This window comes from Gammaproteobacteria bacterium, from assembly GCA_009845905.1.
In the GTDB taxonomy this organism is placed as follows: Bacteria; Pseudomonadota; Gammaproteobacteria; order Steroidobacterales; family Foliamicaceae; genus Foliamicus.
This window is the reverse complement of the sequence record VXYS01000009.1, coordinates 615,241-638,664: the sequence shown is the minus strand read 5'-3', so window position 1 is coordinate 638,664 and position 23,424 is coordinate 615,241. Positions and strand designations below refer to the sequence as shown.

Here is a 23,424-nt window from a genome sequence, read left to right as displayed (position 1 = left end):
TCGGCCAAGTGGAGAGCCGCGATTATGGCGCCAATTCGTGTTTTTACTCGGTCTCCGCTAGCACAATCCAGCCTGCGGAAACTGAAGGAGCTCTTCTTTCTGTTGTTTTCGCTGGTGACGCTGTTGTTTTTTCTGCTCCGCGTCGCCGGTGACCCAGCGCTTGTTCTGGCGGGTCCGGATGCTACTGAAGCCCAGCTGGCAGCGATCAAAGCGCACTACGGCCTCGATCAACCGCTCGTTGTGCAGTACATCAACTATCTATGGTCCTTGGCGCGCCTTGATTTCGGCATCTCGCTGGAAAGCGGTCGACCCGCATTGACAGTGGTGGTGGAAGCGCTCCCGGTAACACTTCAGTTAACCGTGATGGCAATGCTTCTCACCATTGCCATTTGTCTCCCATTAGGAGCCTGGCTTGGTATTTACCAGATGCACGGGTCTCGTCGCGTTGCGAATCTGATTATCTTTCTCGCACAGGGTGTGCCGGGATTCGTTGCCGGTCTCTTTCTCATCCAGTTGTTGTCGGTAAAACTGGGTTGGTTGCCGTCGATCGGTCGAGGCGGACTCGAAACCTGGGTGTTGCCGACACTGACACTGGCTTCCTTTCTGGTGCCCAAGCTCACGCGTGTCATCAGCACCAAGGTATCCGAGACGCTAAGCAAAGACTACATTCGCACAGCACTCGCATATGGCTCATCGCCGCGCGCAGTGCTTTGGAGGCACGCGTTGCCCAATGCGCTGCTGGGTGCGGTTGCGCTCATCGGTGCGCAGTTCGCGTACCTGGTTTCGGGCTCGGTGATCGTTGAGACGATGTTCGCATGGCCTGGTCTGGGCTGGCAGCTCATGCAGTCAACAAGAACGCTGGATTTTCCATTGGTCCAGACTCTCGCAATCTTCATTGCCGTACTGGTCTTCGCCGTCAATACGCTTACGGACATGAGCTTTCGGTTCTTCGATCCGAGGTTACGTGACACGGGGACCAGCACGTGATTTTCGCGCGTCGTCGGCTTGAACCAACACGGCGGCGGGCCCTGGGTAGCCGCAACGTGGAACTCATATTCGGCATTGGCATGTGTCTCGCGTTGGCGTTGATGGTTGTGTTCGCGCCTTTGTTGTCCGCGCACGAACCGGACGTCAATGTGCTTGAGAATCGCCTGCAGCCCCTTGGTACTGCCGGACATTGGCTTGGAACCGATCACATCGGGCGTGATATCTGGTCGCGGTTGCTCGCCGGCCTCGTCTGGTCGAGCAGTGCGGCGGTCAGCGCAACACTTATTTCGCTCACGATTGGGGCAATTCTTGGTTTATCGGCCGCGGGAATCGACGGGTGGCCGCGCACAACGATTCGGTGGTTTACAGATACGGTTATTGCGTTTCCGGGACTCATCGTTGCGGTTTGTGTCATTGCGATAATTGGTCAAGGCTGGCTGCCAATGGTGCTGACGCTCGGTTTCCTGGGCTGGCCGGTCTTTGCTCGGGTGACCTATGCGGAGGCACTAAGCCTCATGCAGCGCAGCTACGTGACTAACGCGCGGTTGCAGGGGGTCGGTCGCTGGTCGATTCTTGGTGGGCATCTTCTGCCAGGTATCCTGCCCACGCTATTGGCGATGACCGCGTTCAATTGTGCGGACATGTTGATCGCCGAAAGCGCACTTTCGTTTCTTGGAATCGGTGCACCTCTCGGTGCGCCAACCTGGGGCAACATGCTGGCGGAGGCGCGCCAATACCTGCTGCGCGAACCCTGGTTGGTGTTTGCCCCGGGAATTGCGATTGTGATTGTGGTTGTCGCCGCCAATCTATTGGGAGACGGATTGACGCAGCGGTTCCGGCAAAAGGGCCCTGCGCCGCTTTTATGAACCCTCGACAAGAAAACAGTGTCCTTGAGCTTCGCGGGCTGACCGTCAAATTTCCCAAGATTGATGGTACCTGGGACAAGGTCGTTCGCGCTGTCGATTTAAATATCAATCGAGGAGAGATCGTTGGTCTTGTCGGCGAATCGGGTTCCGGCAAAACCATGGTCGGACTGAGCCTCCTTGATCTGGTACCGCAAACAGGAATTCGTACTGTCGACTCAGTCCGGCTCAATGGTCATGAAATTACCGACTATCGTCCGGAGCAAACGCGAGCACTGCGTGGGCGAGAAATCGCCATGGTGTTTCAGGATCCAATGAGTAGTTTCAATCCTGTGCGTACGGTCGGTGCAATGATGCTGGAGACCGTACTTCGATACCAGGAGATTTCCATAAAGGAAGCACGTACGCGTTGTGTCGAGGCCATGTCGGACGTCGGCATACCGGTGCCTGAACAGCGATTCGGCGCTTATCCCCACGAACTTTCCGGCGGACTCCGACAACGTGTAATGATTGCGTTGTCGACACTGAACAATCCATCGTTACTGATCGCCGACGAACCAACCACAGCATTGGATTCAACCATTCAAGCGCAGATCCTGGATTTGCTTAAGAGTCGAATTGGCGAGCGTGGCATGATTCTGGTGACGCATGACTTGGGCGTTGCCGCAGAGATTTGCGATCGAATCGTGGTCATGAAACGTGGTGAGTTCATCGAATCAGGCGAGTGTGCGGAATTGCTTGCTCGCCCGCAGCATGAGTACACGAAATCGCTTGTTCGTGCCGTGCCGAGCTTTCGGCGCCCGTACGTGGTTCCACGCAGTTCCTTTACCGCGGTGGAGGATCGACCGCTGCTTGAGGGCAAAACGCTCCGCGTGACGTTCAGGACGAAAGGCCAGGATCTGCACGCGGTAAACGGCGTCGATATATCCTTGAGTCGTGGCGAAACCGTGGGGCTGGTGGGCGAATCCGGATCAGGCAAGTCAACACTGATTTCGGCATTGATGGGTATACACCGGCCAACGCAGGGTTCGGTATTTTTTGATGGACAAGACATCACCGACGCACGTGAGCAGGAGCTAAAGCCGCTTCGGCGACGCCTGCAGTTGGTCTTTCAGGATCCGTACGCCAGCCTCAATCCGCGATGGACGGTGCGCAAAATCGTCGCGGAACCGCTGCGCGCGCAACGATTGGGAACCCCAAAAGAGCGCGAGGGAAGAGTTCGCGAGGTATTGTCATTGGTAGGCCTGCCGGACGATTCACTCAATCGGCGTCCGAATCAGTTTTCCGGCGGACAACGCCAACGCATCGCCATTGCTCGGGCGCTGGCATTACAACCGGAGATCCTGATCGCCGATGAACCAGTGGCCGGGTTGGACGTTTCCATGCAGGCGCAAATCGTGGCGTTGCTCAAATCGCTGCAATCCGAATTTGGCATTGGGTATCTCATCGTCGCCCACGATCTGGCATTGATGCATCACATCGCGGATCGACTCGTTGTTATGTACCTTGGCGAAATCGTCGAGGAAGCCGAGGGGCGGACACTCACCCGCGACCCCCTGCATCCGTATACGGCAGCGTTGCTGTCAGCAGCGCCGGATCCACAACCGGAACGGCGGTCGGAGAGAATCTCGCTACGGGGCGAGCAGCCGTCACCGTTGAATCTCCCTTCCGGGTGTGCCTTCCATTCCCGTTGTCCGATCGCCAGGCCTTTATGCAGTGTCGAAAAACCCGCCCTGAAGGAAAGCCACGGGCGTCATGTCGCCTGCCATTTTCCGGGCGAGCTGCGCTCAGCCGAGACAGGAGAAATGAAATGAACAGAGAACCGTTAAAGCCAATCAGCGACGAGCATCGCACCACCTACGAGCGCGATGGTGTGGTCTGTGTGCGTGGCATGTTCGATCAGGAATGGTGCAACCGATTGCGCGAAGCTGTCGACGAAGCCACAAGAAATGTCGACCGATATGAGCATACAGGACCATCCCATAGCGAGAACTTTGTCTCGATAATCTACCTGTGGCGCCACGGTGGGTTGTTTCGTGACTATATTCTGAGTTCGCCTGCCGCAGAGATTGTGGGTCGTGTATTGGGTTGCCGGGAAATAAGAGCATTTCAAGACCACCTGTTTATAAAGCCGATCGGATCGCCACATGTAATGCGGTGGCACCATGACATGACGACGTGGCCAATGAGTGGACACCAGGTACCGACGCTTTGGCTGGCACTTGAACCTGTGTCGAAATCCAACGGTCGTCTGGAGTTTGTCGCCGGCTATCACAAGAAGCTCGTCGATGAGGACATGATATTCCGAGGCAGCTATCTGAAGGGTGATTTCGGGCCGGAGACAGCACCGGTATGTCCGGATTTCAATGAACTTCGGGAGGATCCCGATTTCGATTACGAAATTGTTGGCTACGATCTCGAGCCCGGCGATTCGGTGTTGTTCCATCCGCGTACGCCGCATGGTTCAGGCGACGCAACCAATGCCGAGTACCCGCGCGTAGGATTGTCGTCGCGATGGATTGGCGATGATATCCGCTGGAAGTCACGTGAAGGGGCAGTGGGTGTGCCAGGTATGGATTCGCTGCCCGAAGGGAAACGACCGGGCGGTGACCTGTTTCCATTGGTGTGGGCGCGGCCGGGCTCGGAAGCTGCGGCGTAACGGAACTGGAGGCCGTAATGTCGCGATCGGCTCGAGTTATCAGTCTGGGTTGGGTGTTGCCGCGGTCGCAGAATGCGGAACGCGTGGCGGCCTTTTATGGTGAAGTCCTGCAACTGCCATTGTTGCGGGGCTACGCAGATGCCTGGTTGTTTTGGGCTGGAGAGACAGTCGTGTTTGAGCCCAAGTCCGACGCGGGACCCGAATGGCGTTATCCCGATTGGAAAAGCAGTCCGACGTTACCGGTAATTCGATGCGTGGAGCTAGGCAGTGTCCTGTCCCGTTTGAGGCGTTTCAACGTGGATGTAGTGGCGTCCGGAAACGACGAGTTTGGCGACTATGCGGTTTTTCAAGACATCGATGAGCACTTCGTCATGCTCCGACAGGCCCCGATGGATTCGACGAGGCCGATTGATATTGTCGCTCGCGAGCGATTGACGATGCGGGAAAACCATCGCGCCTACAATCCGGGTGTTGCGCCCTTGCCGCGGGATATTCAGGGCATAGACTCGATCATCCGTCACGTCGCCGATCTCGGCGCTATGGCGGCGTTCTATTCCGACACTGTCGGACTGCCCATTGTCGAGGCAGCACCAACGCACGTTGTACTCGATTGTGGCGATTCGACCGCACTTGAGCTCAGGGCGGGCGGACAAGCAGAGTCTCCGCCGCAAGATCGTTTCGAAGTACCTGATGCGTTTATCCTGCGCGTCGATGATTTTGACGGTTTTCGAGAGACGCTTCTGGCGAACAAAGTTCGAATCGTGAACGACCGAATTCAGTTTGGCCGCGGCGTGCTCGGCTATATCTGTGATCCTGAAGGACATCTCATCGGCTATGAAGAACGCTACGAGCAGAGTGGTTGCAGGGACAACGCGGTGGCCTTTGCCGAAGACATGGAGGCGAATCGACGCTGGCGCGAGAGATCCCGGTGAGAGTCCGGATTCGGGAATGGCGAGTCGCAGCGATCGCCTTCATCAGCCTCGCGACATTCCTTGGCTTATGCGCTTGCTCATCTTCACAGGATGACGCACCTGTCAACAGTGCAGTGTTGGCCATGCCGAACTTTCCTGCCGGCAAAGGGAATCCCTACTCAGGCTACGCGACGCCATCGATTACGTTCTTTTCGGCAATTTTCGATGGCTTCACGAACTTGCAGTCCGATGGCAGTTTCAAGCCCGCACTTGCAATAAGTTGGGAGCAACTTGACGAGCTGACATGGGTCTTCGATCTCCGAGAGGGTGTTGAGTTTTCCAATGGCGAGCCCTTCAACGCACATGCGGTTGTCAGGGCCGCCGAGTATCTGCAGTCGGAAGCGGCGCAGCTCTTTGCCATTCAGCGTGAACTCGCCGTACTGGAGCATGTAATAGCCCTGGACACGCACCGCGTTCAGATTACGACACGGCGGCCGGTGCCACTTTTGCCACGTGTACTGTCGGCATTCCGAATCGTAGCCCCCGACTATTGGGACGAAGCAGGTCCGGAAAAATTCGCGACCGCGCCAGTAGGAACGGGGCCTTTCGCGGTTGAGTCCTGGAACGAAGCCAGCATTCGCCTGGTGCGCAATAACGCCTCATGGCGGCCCGCGAAGCTGGAGCAACTTGATATTTTGCAGGTCAGTGATTCGTCCGTTCGCTTACAAACACTGACATCGGGTGACGTGGACATTGCAATGGCGTTGTCGCCCGAAGATCGCGATCTATTGGAGTCATCGGGGTATGTCTTCAAGGCGAATCGTGCGCCCAATATATTGGTGTTGACGTTCGTCACCGTGGAGGAGGGGCCGCTTCAGGACCCAAGGGTCCGACAGGCACTGAACATCGCGATCAACCGAACCCCGATCATCGATGTGTTTCTTGATGGCGCCGTACCTGTCCCTTCGCAGCCGGCAATACGATCGGCGTTCGGGTACAACCCGGAGCTTGTTCCGTTGGACTATGACCCGGATAGAGCAAAAAAGTTGTTGGCGGAGGCTGGTTACCCGGATGGTTTTGAGATTGTGGCGGAAGTCATAACGGGTGTTACTACAAACGATGCGGCCGTGTTTCAACAGGTTTTTGCTGATCTCAAGAGGGTCGGCGTTACCGTCAATCCGCAGATCATCAGTTCGGCGCAACTCGTGAGCGGCATCGGCTCGGGCCATTGGCGTGGCCGCATGTTCATGCTCGATTACAACCTGCTGCCGGCACTCGATGCGCTGAGTGTCATGACCATACACAGCTGCTTGCGCAGGATACCTTGGCATTGCGATGAAGATGTCATGCCTTTGGCAGAGCGAGCTTACGCGGAGCCGGATCTGGCAAAGCGCGAGCAACTGACCCAAACCATGATGGCTGAGCTGGTGGCCAGTCCTCCTGCGCTCATTCTTTATGAAGCAGCCAGATTCGACGCGCACGCCAGTGAAATCACGGAGTATCGCGCAGGTTTCGGGATTATCGAATACGAGGGCATCGAGCGTGCACATCGTGAGTGAGAAATGTGACTTTGTGGTCGCCGCTGGCAGGCGCGTTCACTATCGCCGATACGGTGCAGGCCCGCCCATGATCATGATGCACGCGTCGCCGTTGTCCTCAAAGTCGATGCGTGGGGCGATGCAGGTCTTCGGGCAGCACTTTACGTGCTTCGCTTTGGATAATCCCGGGTTTGGATTGTCGGAACCGCTCCCGATTGGTCAAGGTGACATGGCTGCCCACGCTGACGCACTCAAAGACACAATCGATGCGCTTGAGCTTGAGCATCCTGTTGTCTACGGCGCATCCACCGGGGCCGCAATCGCCCATGCATTTGGATGCAAGTACCCAACCGCGTCGGCGTTGTGCATGCTCGATACCTTTAGTCACTACGATACCGACGATACCCTCGAGGGTTATTTCCCGGACGTTATCCCACGCCGTGACGGGGGGCACTTGCTCGCATCATGGGAAAAAATCAGTGGGCTGTATTTGTTTTCACCCTGGCAAAAGGCAGAGCCGTCGCGTCGGCAAGTGCGAGATTTTCCGGAGCCCGCGATGCTCCACGATATGGTGTTGCAGCTTTTGTGCGCGGGCACTGACTACAAGCAGCTGTACGCGGGAGCCATTGCGTGGGAGGACGCCGCAAACGTCGATCGTTTGTCTGCGCCCGCAACGCTCAATGTCTGGGAATCGGCAAGTGGCCTGGCCCGCGTGCAGATGCTGATCGACCGGGGGCTGCCCGAAAACTATGTGCCGATCTATTCTGATGCGGCGGGCGGACGTTACGCCAATCAGCTGAAATATCTGGTTGAGCAGAGCTTTTGTAACGCACCACCTGTGCCGGCACACACGACAGCAGTTTCGGCCGGCGAAGACTACGAGCCGTTGTACATCGAAACCTCCCAGGGCACACTGTTTGCCAAAGCGGCAAACGGGATGGGATGCCGGCCTATCGTGTTTCTTCACGACTGGGGTGGTTCCGCTCAAGTCTTTCAATCGATTGCGACGGCCCTTGCAACACGTCATCCGGTATTGGCCATGGACTTGCCCGGCCACGGCGATTCACCCATGCAAGCCGGTTCTGTCGATGAGCTGGTTCCGCGAACGGTAACTGCGGTTGGCGAGGCAATCTCACAACTCGGATTCGAAGGCGTTGACGTCATTGGTATTGGCGCTGGTTTGTTGCTCGGCAACCGTCTGAAGGAGTCCTTCCCCGCGCTTGTCAATCGAGTTGTTTGCCTGGCAACCGCACCGGTGATTACCGAGCTATCGGAGTTTGAAGCACTCAGTGAAGCCGCCTTGTCCTTTGATCCGGACATCAGTGGTGCACACCTGATTCGAGCGTTTTCTGTCGCCAGGCAGCAAGATCTTTTCTGGACTTGGTGGAGGCGCACCAAAGCCACAACATTGGCCCGTGCAGAACCGCTGGATCCCGTTCGCATTCACGGGCGGGCGATTGATTTGCTCAAATCGGGCAACGCCTATTCGGAGTTTCATCGAGCGACGTATTCAATAAACGGGGAAGCCGAGACCAGCCTTTGTCTTGTGCCAAATTGGCAATCCGGAAATGGGCCTGTCAGCGATCAGCTGCCGGAGTGGTTGCGGAAGGAAATTTGCCCGTTGCCCGATGACAGTGCGAAATGGGGACAATCGATTAGCGCTGCACTGGCGAACTAGCGCAGTCGCGTCCGTTGCGAATCTAGTTGGGAAGTGAAGCCAACCACTCACCAATAGCATTCGCAGCGCTTTTCGGTGTGGTTAACTCAGCTTGCCAAGCCAGCGTAGTAGTCTTCGGTGCGCGCCGAAGCGCCCGGGCCAAACCATCATCGCTGTCATAAAACCGGTTCGGTGCGGCCAGGACCAAGGTCGGTCTCGACAACCGATTGACGTACCGGCCGAGCTCCATTTTGGAATCCGGGCCGTAGTACTCGAGAAACGTTGGCGCGTATTGAATAATACGATTGAGTCCGGGTTCGCCGGGCATATGCGGGGATTGGTAAGCGGCGTGAATCACATGATTGCGATCGGTTCCGGCCGCGATCCATTCGTTCGCTTGCTCAACGAGTTGGTCTAATCGATCCTTGCCGATGCCAACACTGGCGTCGTCGCGCAACGAGATCGGAGGATCGACCAGCACAAAGCCCGTGAACGCACTATCCGGCGCGTGCCGATCATTGTCCGCGAGCCACAATCCGCTGGTACCCAGGCCAATGCCGATGACCCGTTCATAGCCGGCTTGCTTCACTGCGTCAAGCCAGGCCGCAATATCTTGCCGCGTCCGGTCGAACGTGGTGTTCTGGCTGCCTCGGAAACCGTCCGATTGCAGTTGCGGCACTACCACAGTGTGCCCGGTGGACGCTATGGCTCTTGCCATATTGTCCATGGAATCGCTTAGCAGATAGCCTTTCCAATCGGGCAGCAACAAAATTGCGGGGCGCTCACGAACGTCTCCTGCCTGTTGTGGTTCGTAGATGAGCCCGGGGCTTCGGATAGCGAAATCAACACCGTTGAATTCGACGACCTGGTTGTTGTCGAAAAAGCGGACGGTGGCATACGGTGCCGGGGCCAGGCCGAGTTCGGTGAGCCAGTCGGCGATATCGCTGGCAACTTTCTCTTGATACCCCGTAAAGTAATGATCACCGTCCTGGTAGGCAATTACATCAACGCGGGAACTCGATCTTGCGCTGGTTCTTAGGAATTCCAGCCGTTCCGGCTGTGTCACACGATCGTTCGTACCGCCCAGGAGCAACTGGGGAATTTCAAAGTGCGCAATTATGTCCGACAATTGATTGTCCGCATCGGGGCCCCACCAGTTAAGCAGTGTGGCTGCGGTCTGCGGGCGTCCAAACCCCGTTTGGAATAATGGAGGCGTCGCAAGTCGATCAGGATTGTCAGCGTCCGGCGATGGCAACCGGCCTTGCCGATCCTTGACGGCGCGGCGCAATTTTTCCAGGTGCATGGCGTAGTCGGGAGCCATATCGGACAGCTCCCTCATGTGCTTGTTCAAGTCATAGGTCGGGGCGACATGGACCATGGCACGAACGTTCGGGCTCGGGCGATCGCGCATGAACATGGACACCCGCACGCTACCGAAACTGTTGCCCACCAAAACGATGTCTTCGATTCCCTTGCTAAGGAGCACCTTCAACGCTGCGTCGACATCCAGCGCCGCGTTTTCAAGCGGCTCGTCCACGTAGGTGTTGGAGTGCCGTGAGACGATGGTAATCGTGGTGTATCCGAGTCTCGCCATCGCATCGGCCGCGTAGCGAGGTGCGCCGATCAAGCGAGCGCCATGACCGCCGGGACCGCCATGATGGAAGATCAGTCCTGGGGAGGCCGGGTTGATACCGGTCTTGGGATGCATGATGAATGCGGCGATCTCTCGATTGTCCTCCGCCGTCAGTGTCAGCAGTTCGATGTCGATCGATGCATCCTGGGCATTGGCATTGAATGTGCCGATCAGGAGGGCGAGCGTGGTGAGAAACGTTCGTGCGGTGCGGGAGCCTGGCATGGTTTTTACCCCTAAGGTCTTTGGCAATCAGCGCCGGTTGCAGAAGTTACAGAGGGCTAGCTGATGCGAACAATCGACTTGCCGAAGTTCTTGCCGGACATCTGCCGTGCAAACGCCTCCCCGGCGTTTTCCAAACCATCGGCGACATCTTCGTTGTAGGCCATATCGCCACTGTGAATCCAGGCGCTGTTCTTTGCCTCCATCTCCGCGCGTAAGTCTTCATGGTCGTACACAACCAATCCGTGCATGTGCGCCCGAGCGCGAATAATCAGGCCAGGTGGCGGTCCCATCAGTCGTTCTTTCGAATTGTATTGAGCCAACAAACCGCACAATATAACTCGCGCCTGAAGCGCCAACTGCTCACAAACGGCTTCCAGCACGTCGCCACCAATTGCGTCGAAATAAACATCAACGCCATCAGGACAGGTACGCCTGATCCCGTCTCGCAGATCTTCTTCGCGGTAATTGATGGCGTCGTCGAACCTGGCCTCATCGAGAATCCAATCCGACTTCTGAGGAGAGCCGACAATGCCCACCGTGCGTGCGCCAGCCAGTCGTGCGATTTGGGCGGCGACTGAGCCGACCGGACCGGATGCCGCCGATACGAGGAACGTGTCGTTTGCACGAATATCGGCCAGGCGTTTGATGCCGGCATAGGCCGTAAGTCCTGGCATGCCCAGCGCACCTAGCGCCAACGACAGCGGCAACCCGTGCGACTGAACCTTTCGCGCTGTTGATGCGTCGACGGCAGCGTGACTGCACCAGCCGGAAAACGAGTGGACGGTATCACCTACGGCGAATTCTGGTGAATGGGACTCGACCACCTCGCCAACCGTTTCACCGGCCATGACCGACCCTGGTTCAACGCCTCCCGACATATGCCGCCCGGAGATCTTTCCTCGCAAATACGGGTCCAGGGACAGATAGTGAACCTTGATGAGAATCTGACCCTCTCCAGGCGTTGGCAAAGGTGTGGACTCCAGACGGAAGTCGCTTGCTTGCGGTACGCCGTTGGGGCGGCGTTCCAGAATCACCTGTGTGATATCGGCCATTTCTACTGTCCCTGTTCCAGTTGTGTCTTGCCGAAGAACGCTTCGCGAGTCTCATCGGACGGGTCGCCGATCACTTCATGTTCTTTTAGCAGGGCACATCCGCGTTGAACTGCTGGTCGATCAGACAAGGTGTTGTACCAGCGCTCTACATTCGGAAACTGAGTGATGTCAATTTCGTGCAGCCAGCGCACTTGGACCCACGGATAGATCGCGACATCGGCGATAGAGTAGTCGCCAGCAATATATGGAACATCCGCAAGCCGTTTATCCATGACTTTGTACAATCGAAGTGTTTCGTTTTGATAGCGTTCTATCGCATAGGGAATCTTCTCAGGCGCATAGCCAAGAAAGTGCCCACACTGACCAAACATGGGCCCAACGCTCGCCATCTGAAACATTAACCACTGCAGGACTTCGAAGCGCAATCGAGGGGATGACGGCAAGAGCTGCCCGGTCTTGTCGGCAAGGTAGATCAGTATCGCCCCGGATTCGAAAAGCGGGAAATGGGGGCCACCGGTTCCGTCGGCATGGTCGACGATCGCTGGAATCTTGTTGTTGGGGCTAATCGTGAGAAAATCCTTCGCGAACTGCTCACCCTCAAGGATATTGACGGGGATTGTGGTGTACTCGAGTCCAACTTCCTCAAGCATGATCGCCACCTTTTGCCCATTTGGCGTTGGCCAGAAATAGAAGTCAATCATCTACCGTTTTTTCCTTATGTCGAGTACGGCCTGGACATGGCGTTGGTGGTTCTCCGGTGACATGTCGCCGTCATAATCGACATTCAAGTGTGTTTGCACCGATGGGCGTTGGATGACCACGTCGTACCAATCGCTCAGCGCAGGTCGTCCGTCGCGCCACCGGTACCTCGGGTGCAAGAGGTCTTCGGCGCTTCCTTCTTCGCCAAGGTAACTGACACCTTGCAGCAAGCCGGCCGAACCGATATCGAAGTCCGGGTTTGTTGCCGCCCAACGATCGGCATCGTCCAATGTCGCTACGATCTTGGGCCACACCCATTCGTACAGTGTTCGGCGACGTGCTTCTTCCGGTAACCACGCTTCCATGCTCAGTTGCACGGCGCATTCGAACAGCGTGTCGCCGAGCGCAAGGCGACGCAGCGCATCCCAACGCTTCGCTCCGTCCGGGGGATAAAGCCTGTTCGTGACGCGTTGCGCGTCGAGAAATTCGACAATGGTTTGACTGCCGTACAGGACGCTACCGTCCTCCAGCGCCAAACAAGGCACCTTCCCCAGCGGAGCGAGTTCGCTCATGTCGTACTGACCGGTGACGAATCGTCCATTGAGGTCGCGGAATGGAAAAGTGGGCACTCGGGTGAGTGTCTCCCAAAGGCCCGCCTCGTGCGCAACGACCAGAGTCTTGTGCACGAAACTGTGGAACGGCGAATAGAAAAGTCTCATGCCTGGCTCTCAATGTATCGCGGAAGGGGTAGTAGCGTCCCTATTGACTGGCGACAGCACCAAAATCTGCGAACAGGTCGCGTAACTCGGTACGTGTCTCTCGCACAAGCCGTCGAGCGTACGGGTTATCGCTCTACGTGTCGAGTTTCAGGCTGGCGCAAACGTTTTGGTCTATGATTTGGCCGATGCCAATGGCGAGTCGCATCGAGCGGGAGGTGGTTGTTTCGCCGCGCACAAAGGATTTCACGAAATTAACGTGGTGGCGTAGTTGACGCCGCATTGAAGAGATTGGAGTGGTTCGAGTTATTGAATCAATCGGAGGTGCCATGAGAAGGGCTTCGTTGATAGTTGTTGGGATTGCGTGGTTTGTTTTGGGCCCAATGGGGCATGCACAAGAAGTCGGGACGCCGGAGGCGACCGGTTTGGTACCTCGTACCTCGGGCGTGAAAGTGGAAATCCTATCCATACCGACGGTTGTGTCCGGTCAATATGCGAAGCTCCTGCGAGACTTGGGTCAATCGGCGGAGCCGCTGATGGCCATGCTGTTCTATCCCGACGACGGTATCAATCAGTACAGTCCGGGCATCTTGATTCACCACGATGGACTGGGTGGGCATCCCGCCCGATCGACCGGTCCGGCCCGCTTTGCCGCAGAACGTCTGGCCGCGGAGGGCTACACGGTTCTCAGCATCTACTCGCGCCACGCCAGGCACTATCGAACGGTGAAGTTTGAAGAAACAGCATTGGATATTCAGACCGGCCTCGATTTCCTCAATTCTCGAGGAATTCAAGAGCTGATTCTGGCGGGCCACGGTCTGGGGGCGTCCAGGGTGACCTGGTATCAAGCTTCAACTCAAGATCCTCGCGTCAAAGCGGTAGTGAACTTCTCGCCGTCCGACTTGCACGGCGAAGGCTCTGTTGTTGAAGCGACGGGGTTGGTCCAGGACTACGATCAAAAGTTGGTGCGTGCGCAAAGGGCGGTTGCCGCGGGCCGCGGCGGTGCAGACAGAAGTGCAGATCCGGACATGCAAAAGGGCCTGGCACCTGACGAGTGGATCTACGTTGCTGACGGAGTGATTCAGACGGCCGAGGCTTTTCTGAGTTTTTGGGGTCCCGAGGCCAAGACCAGAACGTCGGATTGGCTTCCGAAAATCAAGATGCCGATACTACTGTTGTCCGGGATCAATGATCCTACGGTGCCGGCCGGGCGACTGGAGGCGTTAGCCCAATCGGCCACAGCCAGTTCCAGGGTCGACTATCGCTGGTACAAAGACACCAATCGCTTCTTTGAAGGAGTGTGGGATCAGGTTTCTGATGACGTGACATTGTGGCTGAGTGACCTTGAGCTTGCGCCAAAGTCGCGAATAGTCACCGAAGTCGTGGATGTGGCCATGGGTAATGGCCGATATCACCCGGGAATTCTGTACACGCCCGCTGCAGGTGCCGATCCTGACAAACCCGTTTTCCTGCTGCAGCACGGTTGGACGGGTGACATTGTGCACAGCTCGAATCACTGGCTTGGGTGGCGGCTTGCGGTGTCGGGTTATGTGGTCTTGGCACCGGAGAGCCGCATTTCCGGCGCACAAGGCATTCAAAAGACCGGGCTGGCGGAGGTAGCTGAAGATCTCGGATTGTGGGTGGATTTTCTGGAGTCTCGTGGCCATGACCGAGTCATCATGGAAGGTCACTCGGCGGGCGGTATCTGGATCAGCAATTACATGAGCGTCAGCCAGGATTCGCGTGTCATCGGAATGGTCTATCTGGCGCCGACACGGGACATGCCCACATGGGGCCGAGACGGGATGGGGGAAGAGCGATATCTACAGGTTCTCGAGGAAGCCCGTGCGGCAGTAGCACGGGGCGAAGGCGACAGTTATCTGATCAATCACAAGTTCTATGCGGCTTCGGAAGAGCGATTCGGACCATTAAGAAGTGTGATGGACCAACTGGCAGGGATGTATCTTGAGTACTGGGCTCCCGATTCCCGAGCTGTCCATACTGACCGCGTGGCCGAATTTGACCGGCCCAGCTTGACTATCGCCGGCCAGCGCGATGGACTAATGAGTAAGTCGTTTATCGAAGAATTCACGTCAGCACACAAAGGCAATGCCGAGTCCCGGTGGTATATGCAGGGCAGCCACGGATTGAGGGAGTCGAAGCCACAGGTGTTGGCGGACATCATAGAGTGGACACAGCGCACGTTTCCCGACAACTAGAAGAGAGAACCAGGAATCCGCGGATAGCGGGCGGCCTGGTCATCGCTGCCATAGTCCAGCGCCAGATCGATTGAGAGCTAATGGGACCATTTGACTACGATGTGATCATCTGTGGTGTCGGTACAGCCGGGCAAACCGCGGCGACCTTCGCCTCGAAGCGCGGCGCCCGTGTGCTCGCGGTTGATTCGGCCGCCGAAATCGGTGGCAACACTCAGCGTTCAACAGGACAGATGAGTGCCGCCGGCACGCGCCTTCAGGCCGTGCGCGGCATACACGATACACCGGATCTTCACTATGAAGACATTATGCGCATATCTCACAACACGGCCGACCCGACTCTGACTCGTATGGCGGTGGACAATGCCGCCGATACATTGCACTGGTTGCTTGACAACGGTCTGGAGTTGTTGCCGGAGATGCCGGTGATCTTCAAGGGGCATGAGCCCTACAGGATTGCGCGAACATACTGGGGACCTGATCGTGGTGGCAGACCGCTGCAGAAGGTCCTTGGAACTGAATTCATGAAAGAAGTGCATGCCGGTGGCATCACCCTCTTGCTCGAAACAGATGTCATGGATCTGGTGCGGCAGGACGAAGGCCGGGTTACCGGGGTCGAACTCAAGTCGAAAGACGAACAGGAGAAAACAGTCTCCGCACCCAATGTTCTATTGTCCATGGGTGGATACAACTCCAACGCAGATGTCTTTCCCAAGTACTCCAACGGGTACCCGTTGTTCAAAGGCGGTCCGGTTCTAGGTTCCCACCCGAACGCAAATGGCAAGGGCCATGCGGTTGGCGAAAAAATTGGTGGGTATGTTCGATACAAGGATTTCTTCATGCCGACTTTCGGCCGTGTCAAGGACCCGAAGGATACGTCGTACGTGTCGAATGTGACACTGATTCATGCGGCATCACTATTGGGTACGCGGCCCTTGTGGGAAATCTTCGTCAACCGGGACGGTGAGCGCTTTGTGGCTGAGGATTCTGACAGCGCCGATGTGAAGGAACACGCCCTTCTCGAGATTCCGGATCTGACGTTCTGGGTGGTTTTCGATCAGCGCGCCCGCGAAGAGTCCAAGTGCATCTATGCCAACATGACCCATGAAGAGGCGGATGCACTTTACAACGATCATGAGTCGTTTCGGAAAGCTGATTCGCCGGAAGAACTGGCTGAAGCAATGGGCGTGGATCCCGCTGGGCTTGTGGAGACTGTCGAACGCTATAACCGTTCCGTGGGGAAAGGTGTGGATGAAGATTTTGGACGCAAGTACTTGCCGGCGCCTATTGCCTGTCCACCGTTCTATGGCATCAAGCACCATGGTATGTCACTGACCAGTTTCGCCGGCTTGGCTGTCAATGAAAACCTCGAGTTGATCCGAGAAGATGGCTCTGTTATTCCAGGGGTCTATGCAGCCGGGGAGTGCCTCGGTCTGGGCGCCACGTCAGGAAAGTCGTTTTGTGGTGGTATGGGACTAATGTCGGCAATCACTTTTGGGCGTTTGCTGGGAGACAGGATATGGAAATGGTAGCGCGCAACGACATTCTTGTCTCAAAGCCAAAGTCGGATCAGCGGTTACTTCCACGATGGAGGCGCCTATGAAGGAAACGGTCATTGTCTCCACTTGAGAGGCCACCAGAGGCCCGCCTCCCTAGCGGAACCAGCGGCTGCCGGGATACCGCTTCGCCAGCGGGCGGTCGATTCCGAGCCACAGGCCGGACGGCCACCAGAGGAAGACGGCGACCAGAATGAAGAACGGAATCAGCGACGCGTCGTAGTATCCGCCCACCGCAAAGCCGCAAAGGATGAAGAGGCTCACGCCCGCGGCGATGCGCGTTGTCACTCCCAGCAGCAGCCCGATGGCCGAATAGAGTTCGCCGAGGGTGATCACCCACGCCACCAGGACGTACAGCGGGATCGCGAAATTCTGCAGGAAAAGGGACGCGAACGCATCGGGCGGCATCTCCGTCAGACGCTCCAGAAAGACCTCTCTCAGGTAATCGCTGGTCATCCAGTCGTTCTCGACCTTGTTGAAGCCCGCAAACAGCCAGAAGAGGGCAAACAGGGTTCGAAACAGCAAATGGACCAGGATGCCGCCGAAGCGCACCGGGTGGGCCTTGATCCACGTCCACTCCCAGACCCGGCGGAACTCGCGGGCGGCCAGTTTCACCGCCCGGCCTCCGGCGCGCTGGCCTCGATACTCTCCAGCGCATCCCACAGGGGGAGGCGCGAGCAAAAGCCGGGACCGGCATCCGTATCCGCGCCGATCCAGGCGCGGGTAACGCGGTCGATGTTGCGATCGCCGAACTCAAGCACGCCGGGATTGAGCACCAGCCGGGCTTCGACAATCTCCCTGGGGGACCACGATCCTCCCGTTACGCGATACACATGCACCGGCCGGGTATGCCCGCGGGCCGCGAGGGCATCCTGCGAGACATTGGAAATAAACCACTCCCAGATGGTTGACATCTGCGACCAGAAAGTGCGCTTCTGTATGTGATACAGCGTGAAATCTCCCCCGGGCGGCACGAGGTCGTCCCGCGGCGGACTCTCGCCCGCCTGACACAGGACGGCGACTTCGCACATCGTGCACACTTCGCCGAACCGGCCGTAGAGGAAATAGTCGCGGTATGCATCCACCGTGACCTGGGACCGCGCGGGAACGGCCAGGATCAGGCTTGCAAGCAGGGCCAGCCCGGCGCAGGTGCGCCACTTGTTTCCAGCGCTCTTTCCAATCACCAGACTGCTTGCCTCCGTCGCGCCGAGAATGTATCACAGGCGGCGCAATCGATGCGCGACGTCGATGCATGCATCGACTGCATGACAGTCAATGCATGACAGTCAATGCATGACATTGACAGCCGCGGGCGGGCGGCAAGACAATAACTGTCTTGGCGCATTGGGGCGTAGCCAAGTGGTAAGGCAACGGGTTTTGATCCCGTGATTCGCAGGTTCGAATCCTGCCGCCCCAGCCAACCCGGGAACAGTCACCGCGAGATTCTTCATGGCGGAACAACGTAGCGTAGAGCTTCCACGAATCACGATTCTTTCCGGCAACGCCACGCCATCACTTGCCGAAGCGATAGCCAAGGCGCTGGGCGTGCGCCTTGGCCGGGCGCAGGTGCAGCGTTTCAGCGACGGCGAGATCAGCGTGGAGGTGCTGGACAATATCCGTGGGCGGGACGTGTTTATCGTGCAGTCCACCTGTCCGCCGGTCAACGACAACCTGATGGAACTTATCCTGCTCGCGGACGCCTGCCGGCGCGCGTCCGCGTACAGGATCACGGCCGTCGTGCCGTACTTCGGCTACTCCAGGCAGGACCGCCGCTCCAGGGCCACGCGGGCGCCGATATCGGCTAAGGCGGTCGCCGAAATGGTTTGCGCGTCCGGCATCGACCACCTGGTGACGGTGGACCTGCACGCGGACCAGATCCAGGGCTTCTTTTCCATTGCGGTGGACAACGTCTATGCCTCCCCGGTGCTGCTGGCCGACGCCTGGAAGCGGCTGGACGAGGATGTAGTCGTGGTGTCTCCGGACGTGGGCGGCGTCGTGCGTGCGCGGGCGCTGGCGCGCCGGCTGGACAACACCGACCTGGCCATCATCGACAAGCGCAGGCCCAAGCCCAATGTGGCCGAAGCCATGAACATCATCGGCGAGGTGCGGGACAAGGTGTGCGTGCTGATCGACGACATGATCGATACCGCCGGCACCCTCTGCCAGGCGGCAAGCAGCCTGCTGGATGAAGGGGCAAAGGAAGTGGTCGCCTATATCACCCACCCTGTCCTCAGCGGAAAGGCGCTGGAGCGGATCACCGGATCGGACCTGACCGAACTGGTGGTCACCGACACCATCCCGCTTTCCGGGGAAGCCGCCGCGTGCGGAAAGATTCGCCAGCTCAGCGTCGCGGAATTACTGGCCGAAACCATGCGCAGAATCAGCCTGGATGAATCGGTCAGTTCCCTGTACCTGGACTAGGACCACACGGCCGGTGCACGGCCGCTGGTCGAAAGCCGGCTGACCCGCATGCTGCTGACGCGATCCGAACGCATGCTGGTCTTCGTGCTGGCGCTCATCACGATGAGCGGGCCGATGTCGCTGACCATTCTTTTCCCAGCCCTTCCCGTGCTCGAAGTCGAGTTCGGGGTTTCTCGCGCCATGGTCCAGGTCACCACTTCACTGGCCACTCTAATCATCGCCCCGGGGGTCCTGATCTACGGACCGCTAGCGGACCGCTTCGGCCGACGTCGGCCGTTGCTCGCCGCCCTGCTGATGATGGGGGCAGGGAGCCTGGTCTGCGTCTTCGCCCAGAACATCGAAACCCTGATCGCGGGCCGCTGCATGCAGGGTCTGGGCGCGGCCGGCTGTATCACGCTGGCGCGGGTCATGCTGAAAGACGCCTTCGGCCAGAAGCGGCTGCCCCGAATGCTGGCCATTCTTACCATGGCGATGATGATCGGGCCCATGGTGGCGCCGGCACTGAGCGGCTACATGACCGATTCCTTCGGCTGGCGCAGCATTTTCGTTTTCCTGGCCGTCTTCTTCATCCTGCTGATCGGCCTGTTCTGGCGAATAGAAGAAACTCACGCCGCACGCCCCGGCGGCGGTAAGCGCGCCTTTCGCTCCCTGCTTGCGAACCCGCGCTTTCTGCGCTACTCGTTCGCCACCGGGCTGATCGTGGGCGCGTACTACTGCTTCGGCGCCGGGGCGCCGCACGTCATAGAAACGATGCTCGGGCACAGCGCCTCCACCTACGGCGTGTGGACCATGGCGCTAAGCTCCTTCTACTTCCTGGGCAGTATGAGTTCCATCTGGCTCGGCCCGCGGCTGGGCGTGAACGGCTCCATGATGCTGGGCATGACGATCACCACCGTCACGACCTTCCTGCTGCTCGCACTGCTCTATGTCTTCGGCGCCAGCCTGACGGTCCTGTTCATCGGCATGGCGCCCTGGGCGTTCGGCTCCGGCGTCTTCATGCCCAACTCGCAGGCCGGCTCGCTGACCAGCGCCGGCCGGCACGCCGGCACCGCATCCGCGATCACCGCGGCCCTGCAGCACGCATTCGGCGCCCTGGGGATGCAGCTCGTGGGATCGGTCCTTACCGACTCGGCCTATCCCATGGTCTATTGCGTGCTGGCCTTCTCCGTGCTGACGTTGGGCTGCGTGGCCATACGCGCCGGCAGCCTCAGGCGCGCCGCGCGCCGGGCCGGCGCCTAGCCTGCTAGCCCTTGATCAGGTCTTCCAGCGTCGGGGCGCCCTGGCCGCGGTCCATCCTCCCGCTGGTGAACCTGCGGATGTACTCCTTGTAGGCGCGCATCGCCTGCCAGCCGAACAACCACATGATCGGCATGTTCACGACCAGCATCAGCCCGGTCCCCAGCGTGGTGACGGTGTCCAGTTCGGCGTCCGTGCGCAGCCATCCGAGCGTGGCGACCAGCGCCAGCAGGCAGTAGCAGATCTTGTAGACCATCAGCCCGACCTTGCGCGCGCCCAGGAACCACACCGCCTGCTCGGCGTAATAGCTCCAGGAAATGATGGTGGAGAAGGCGAACAGCCACACGGCCAGGCTGACCAGCCACTTGCCGAGGCCGGGAATGGCCGAATCCAGCGCCTGGGCCGTCATGGTCGCGCCCTCGTAGGACACGTACAGACCGCTGTCGCGCAGGACCGGGGCAACGGAGCTTTCGATGGAATGCCAGCGAATCGTGGCCAGCCCGTCCGCGCCCAGTTCGATCTCGCCGGAAATCTTGTGCAGGTTGTTGTCCGTATCCGGGTTGTAGTCCGCCAAGGCCACCGTGAACACGGACTCGCCGCCCGCCCAGTCGCCGCCCGCGCGATCTGGGGCAACGCTTTCCGCAATGGTCCACGAGCCGGCGGTTTCCGCGGCCACGACATCGGGGCCTGCGGGGAACTCGGCTTCCGGACCGCGCCGCCATTGCCCGGTGCTAAGGATCACCAGCGCGGTCAGCGTGCATACCACCAGCGTGTCGATGAACGGCTCGAGAGCGGCAACGATGCCTTCGCGCACCGGCTCGTCGGTGCGCGCCGCGGAGTGCGCGATCGGCGAGGAGCCCTGGCCGGCCTCGCTCGAGAACAGCGCGCGCTTCATCCCGAAGATGAACGCGGCGCCGGCCGTGCCGCCTATGAAGGCGCCGGTGCCTTCCAGCGACGAGAAGGCGCCGCGGAAAATCAGAGCGAACGATTCGGGGATCTGCTCGTAACTCAGTCCCAGCACGGCGATGCAGCCGAAGAAGTAGAGCACCACCATGAACGGAACAAGGCGCGAGGCGACCTGCCCGATGCGCTGAATTCCCCCGATGATCACCAGACCCGCCGCGACCGCCAGCGCAAGACCGCACATCCAGGCGGGGATCCCGAAATAGCTTTCGGTCACGTCGCCCACGTTCCAGGCCTGGAACAGGTTGCCCCCGGTAATTGCCGATATCACCACGGAAATACTGAAGATCACCGCGAAGACCTTGCCGGCCGGCCGCAGCTTCGGCCACCGGGCCGGCAACCCCTGGTCCACAACCATCATCGGCCCGCCGTGCGGGTTCGCGGGATCGTCCGTATTGCGGTAGAGCATGGTGAGCGTCACTTCGGTCAGCTTGACCGCCATTCCGAACAGCCCCACCACCCACATCCAGAACACCGCGCCCGGTCCGCCCAGGCTGATGGCAAGGGCCACTCCGCCGATGTTGCCGAGACCGACCGTGGCCGACAGCGCGGCGGAAAGCGCCTGGAAATGGGAAATGGCGCCCGGATCGTCCTTGTCGTCGTATTTCCCGCGCGTTATTGCGACTCCATGGGTCAGCGCGCGGTACTGGCAAAAGCCGCTCCAGATAGTAAACAGGACACCCGTTCCCAGTACCGCGTACAGCATCCAGTTGTGCCAGATCACGGCGTTCAGGGCGTTGAAGAAATTCATCAGTTCCATATAGATCGCTCTCGGACGGGGCGTCCTTCGCTGCGCTTAAGCTCCTTTTCTGCCCGTCCCTTAAGGAGGGGAATGAGGACTACTCCGCCGCAGGCGGATCGTCGGACATCGGCCGGCCCCATTCGGGGTTCAGCGGTTCGTAGTTCTCGGGACCGATATTCAGCGAAGACACGTCCATGATGTGGGTCTTGATCCCCGCCATGAAGCCTCCTCCCCTGGCCCGCGCCCACGCCAGCAATTTTCCGTTCGGGGCCATGCCGGGCAAACCGTCGAATCCCGGAAAGGTGGTCAGGCGCACGGGTTCGCCGCCGGCCAGATCGCCGAGGAATATGTCCCAGTTGCCCAGCGGGCCGGCGTCCATATCCGTAACGCGCACAAACACGTAATGGCGTCCGTCCGGCGCCGGGTTGGGCGCCCAGTTCATGTCACCGTCAAAGGTGTAGCCGCGCCAGTCGGAACCGTCGATGTTGATCGTCATGACGATCATTGGCGTGGGCCTGATCCTCTTGTAATCCGAGTCGCGCCAGGAGCGGAACATCAGGTGCTCGCCGTCGGGCATGAAATACGGAGATCCTTCCTGCCAGTCGTCGGTGTCCGTGATGCGCTGTTCGTCGGTGCCGTCGGGGCGTATGCGCCAGAGATCCTGCCGGCCGTCGATATTGCGCCCGAAAGCAATCCACTCGCCGGTGGGCGAAACGACGACTTCCGCCTCGTACCACTCGTTGTGGGTCAGCCGGCGGCGGTCGCTGCCGTCGACATTGGCAATGTAGAGTTCGCCGCCGGTGGGGTACTCGTCCTCATCCGACCAGTTTCCGACCGGCAGATGGAGGTTGTCCCGGGTGGAGGTGAAAATCACCCGCTGCTGATCGGGAAAGAAGTAGGAGCAGGCGTCCTGACCCTTGTCGTTGATGCGGGTAAGCTCCGTGCCCTCGATCGTGTAGGTGTAGGTCAGGTTGCCGTGTCTGCCGCTGGCGCCCTGTACCGCATCGGGATCGCGGGTCTGGGCGATCAGGTGGTAACTGTCCGGCGCGAAGTAGGCCTCGGCCGATACCGGGATGTTCGGTATCTCGTAATACGGCAGCATCTCGTCGGTCTGCCACTCGATGGTATCCGGAGTGGCTGCCTGGGCGGGCGGACCGCCGGCCGGTTGGGCGATGAGGGCCGGTGAAAGCCCATACGCGGCAAAGGCAAGAATTACCGCAATCGGAAGGGTCCCGAAAGCGGATCGGGAGTTGGAACGGATTTGTTGGCGATGCATGGCTGCGCCTCCCCGGGTTGTAGCGCCGAGCGCCTAGTGTAAAGAAAAATTCGAATATCCGCTCCGGCGGCCAATGG

At 58.8% G+C, this 23,424-nt stretch carries 19 protein-coding genes and 1 tRNA gene; 12 read left to right on the top strand and 8 right to left on the bottom strand.

All coding sequences use genetic code 11. The features are described from left to right. The first annotated feature begins 24 nt into the window (after positions 1–24). From F4036_10340 to F4036_10310, 7 genes are all read left to right on the top strand, one after another. Positions 25–987 (top strand): ABC transporter permease, encoded by a 963-nt coding sequence (locus F4036_10340; GenBank protein ID MYK38141.1) that lies wholly within the window; start codon positions 25–27, stop codon positions 985–987. Between the two features lie 56 nt (positions 988–1,043). After that, positions 1,044–1,853, top strand: a complete 810-nt coding sequence (locus F4036_10335) for an ABC transporter permease (GenBank protein ID MYK38140.1) — start codon at positions 1,044–1,046, stop codon at positions 1,851–1,853. Beyond that, positions 1,850–3,664: an ABC transporter ATP-binding protein gene (locus F4036_10330; GenBank protein MYK38139.1), complete on the top strand. Its 1,815-nt coding sequence runs from the start codon at positions 1,850–1,852 to the stop codon at positions 3,662–3,664. The genes F4036_10335 and F4036_10330 overlap by 4 nt, the downstream gene beginning before the upstream one ends. Beyond that, entirely contained in the window at positions 3,541–4,509 is a 969-nt protein-coding gene (locus F4036_10325; protein ID MYK38138.1) for a phytanoyl-CoA dioxygenase family protein, read from the top strand. Before F4036_10330 ends, F4036_10325 begins: the two co-directional genes overlap by 124 nt. A gap of 83 nt (positions 4,510–4,592) precedes the next feature. Further along, positions 4,593–5,441 carry a VOC family protein gene (locus tag F4036_10320; GenBank protein MYK38137.1) on the top strand — a complete coding sequence of 283 codons (849 nt, stop codon included), beginning with the start codon at positions 4,593–4,595 and terminating at the stop codon, positions 5,439–5,441. Positions 5,442–5,563: 122 nt separating this feature from the next. Beyond that, on the top strand, positions 5,564–6,979 hold the full coding sequence (locus F4036_10315) for an ABC transporter substrate-binding protein (GenBank protein ID MYK38136.1): 1,416 nt from the start codon (positions 5,564–5,566) through the stop codon (positions 6,977–6,979). After that, a complete protein-coding gene (locus F4036_10310) occupies positions 6,876–8,636 on the top strand; it encodes an alpha/beta hydrolase (GenBank protein MYK38135.1) in 1,761 nt (586 codons plus the stop codon). The genes F4036_10315 and F4036_10310 overlap by 104 nt, the downstream gene beginning before the upstream one ends. 22 nt (positions 8,637–8,658) lie before the next feature. Here the strand turns inward: F4036_10310 and F4036_10305 are convergent, their stop codons facing one another. The 4 genes from F4036_10305 to F4036_10290 are packed head-to-tail and all read right to left on the bottom strand — an operon-like array spanning position 8,659 to position 12,940. Then, positions 8,659–10,470, bottom strand: a complete 1,812-nt coding sequence (locus F4036_10305; protein MYK38134.1) for an alpha/beta hydrolase — start codon at positions 10,468–10,470, stop codon at positions 8,659–8,661. 56 nt (positions 10,471–10,526) lie between these two features. Next, positions 10,527–11,522: an NADP-dependent oxidoreductase gene (locus F4036_10300; protein MYK38133.1), complete on the bottom strand. Its 996-nt coding sequence runs from the start codon at positions 11,520–11,522 to the stop codon at positions 10,527–10,529. 2 nt (positions 11,523–11,524) lie between these two features. After that, on the bottom strand, positions 11,525–12,223 hold the full coding sequence (locus tag F4036_10295) for a glutathione S-transferase family protein (protein ID MYK38132.1): 699 nt from the start codon (positions 12,221–12,223) through the stop codon (positions 11,525–11,527). Next, complete coding sequence (locus F4036_10290; GenBank protein ID MYK38131.1) at positions 12,224–12,940, bottom strand: glutathione S-transferase family protein; 717 nt, start codon at positions 12,938–12,940, stop codon at positions 12,224–12,226. It lies immediately after the preceding gene. A gap of 326 nt (positions 12,941–13,266) precedes the next feature. Here F4036_10290 and F4036_10285 point away from each other — a divergent pair, with 326 nt between their 5' ends. Together F4036_10285 and F4036_10280 are read left to right on the top strand one after the other, a co-directional pair. Beyond that, positions 13,267–15,156 (top strand): hypothetical protein, encoded by a 1,890-nt coding sequence (locus tag F4036_10285; GenBank protein ID MYK38130.1) that lies wholly within the window; start codon positions 13,267–13,269, stop codon positions 15,154–15,156. A gap of 80 nt (positions 15,157–15,236) precedes the next feature. Next, a complete protein-coding gene (locus tag F4036_10280; protein ID MYK38129.1) occupies positions 15,237–16,685 on the top strand; it encodes an FAD-dependent oxidoreductase in 1,449 nt (482 codons plus the stop codon). A gap of 120 nt (positions 16,686–16,805) precedes the next feature. Here F4036_10280 and F4036_10275 read toward each other — a convergent pair whose 3' ends face one another. Beyond that, a complete protein-coding gene (locus tag F4036_10275) occupies positions 16,806–17,426 on the bottom strand; it encodes a DoxX family membrane protein (GenBank protein MYK38128.1) in 621 nt (206 codons plus the stop codon). Beyond that, positions 17,321–17,893: a hypothetical protein gene (locus F4036_10270; GenBank protein ID MYK38127.1), complete on the bottom strand. Its 573-nt coding sequence runs from the start codon at positions 17,891–17,893 to the stop codon at positions 17,321–17,323. Before F4036_10270 ends, F4036_10275 begins: the two co-directional genes overlap by 106 nt. Before the next feature lie 161 nt (positions 17,894–18,054). On the opposite strand from F4036_10270, the gene F4036_10265 reads away from it, so the two are divergent. The 3 genes from F4036_10265 to F4036_10255 all read left to right on the top strand — a co-directional run bounded on the left by F4036_10265 (position 18,055) and on the right by F4036_10255 (position 20,369). Further along, a tRNA-Gln gene (locus F4036_10265) sits at positions 18,055–18,129 on the top strand. Between the two features lie 29 nt (positions 18,130–18,158). Next, complete coding sequence (locus F4036_10260) at positions 18,159–19,130, top strand: ribose-phosphate pyrophosphokinase (GenBank protein MYK38126.1); 972 nt, start codon at positions 18,159–18,161, stop codon at positions 19,128–19,130. A gap of 48 nt (positions 19,131–19,178) precedes the next feature. After that, entirely contained in the window at positions 19,179–20,369 is a 1,191-nt protein-coding gene (locus F4036_10255; GenBank protein ID MYK38125.1) for a multidrug effflux MFS transporter, read from the top strand. Positions 20,370–20,373: 4 nt separating this feature from the next. On the opposite strand, the gene F4036_10250 is transcribed toward F4036_10255, so the two are convergent. Both F4036_10250 and F4036_10245 read right to left on the bottom strand, forming a co-directional pair. Further along, positions 20,374–22,089, bottom strand: a complete 1,716-nt coding sequence (locus tag F4036_10250) for a sodium:alanine symporter family protein (GenBank protein ID MYK38124.1) — start codon at positions 22,087–22,089, stop codon at positions 20,374–20,376. Positions 22,090–22,168: 79 nt separating this feature from the next. Further along, on the bottom strand, positions 22,169–23,347 hold the full coding sequence (locus F4036_10245) for a hypothetical protein (protein MYK38123.1): 1,179 nt from the start codon (positions 23,345–23,347) through the stop codon (positions 22,169–22,171). Between the last annotated feature and the right edge of the window lie 77 nt (positions 23,348–23,424).

What these genes read in the sequence shown, in the direction of transcription:
- F4036_10315 (MYK38136.1), top strand. Translation starts at nt 5,564, where the DNA reads ATGCCGAACTTTCCTGCCGGCAAAGGGAATCCCTACTCAGGCTACGCG.
- F4036_10245 (MYK38123.1), bottom strand. Translation starts at nt 23,347, where the DNA reads ATGCATCGCCAACAAATCCGTTCCAACTCCCGATCCGCTTTCGGGACC.
- F4036_10260 (MYK38126.1), top strand. Translation starts at nt 18,159, where the DNA reads ATGGCGGAACAACGTAGCGTAGAGCTTCCACGAATCACGATTCTTTCC.
- F4036_10280 (MYK38129.1), top strand. Translation starts at nt 15,237, where the DNA reads ATGGGACCATTTGACTACGATGTGATCATCTGTGGTGTCGGTACAGCC.
- F4036_10310 (MYK38135.1), top strand. Translation starts at nt 6,876, where the DNA reads ATGAAGCAGCCAGATTCGACGCGCACGCCAGTGAAATCACGGAGTATC.
- F4036_10340 (MYK38141.1), top strand. Translation starts at nt 25, where the DNA reads ATGGCGCCAATTCGTGTTTTTACTCGGTCTCCGCTAGCACAATCCAGC.
- F4036_10285 (MYK38130.1), top strand. Translation starts at nt 13,267, where the DNA reads ATGAGAAGGGCTTCGTTGATAGTTGTTGGGATTGCGTGGTTTGTTTTG.
- F4036_10290 (MYK38131.1), bottom strand. Translation starts at nt 12,940, where the DNA reads ATGAGACTTTTCTATTCGCCGTTCCACAGTTTCGTGCACAAGACTCTG.
- F4036_10255 (MYK38125.1), top strand. Translation starts at nt 19,179, where the DNA reads ATGCTGCTGACGCGATCCGAACGCATGCTGGTCTTCGTGCTGGCGCTC.
- F4036_10300 (MYK38133.1), bottom strand. Translation starts at nt 11,522, where the DNA reads ATGGCCGATATCACACAGGTGATTCTGGAACGCCGCCCCAACGGCGTA.
- F4036_10250 (MYK38124.1), bottom strand. Translation starts at nt 22,089, where the DNA reads ATGGAACTGATGAATTTCTTCAACGCCCTGAACGCCGTGATCTGGCAC.
- F4036_10305 (MYK38134.1), bottom strand. Translation starts at nt 10,470, where the DNA reads ATGCCAGGCTCCCGCACCGCACGAACGTTTCTCACCACGCTCGCCCTC.
- F4036_10295 (MYK38132.1), bottom strand. Translation starts at nt 12,223, where the DNA reads ATGATTGACTTCTATTTCTGGCCAACGCCAAATGGGCAAAAGGTGGCG.
- F4036_10330 (MYK38139.1), top strand. Translation starts at nt 1,850, where the DNA reads ATGAACCCTCGACAAGAAAACAGTGTCCTTGAGCTTCGCGGGCTGACC.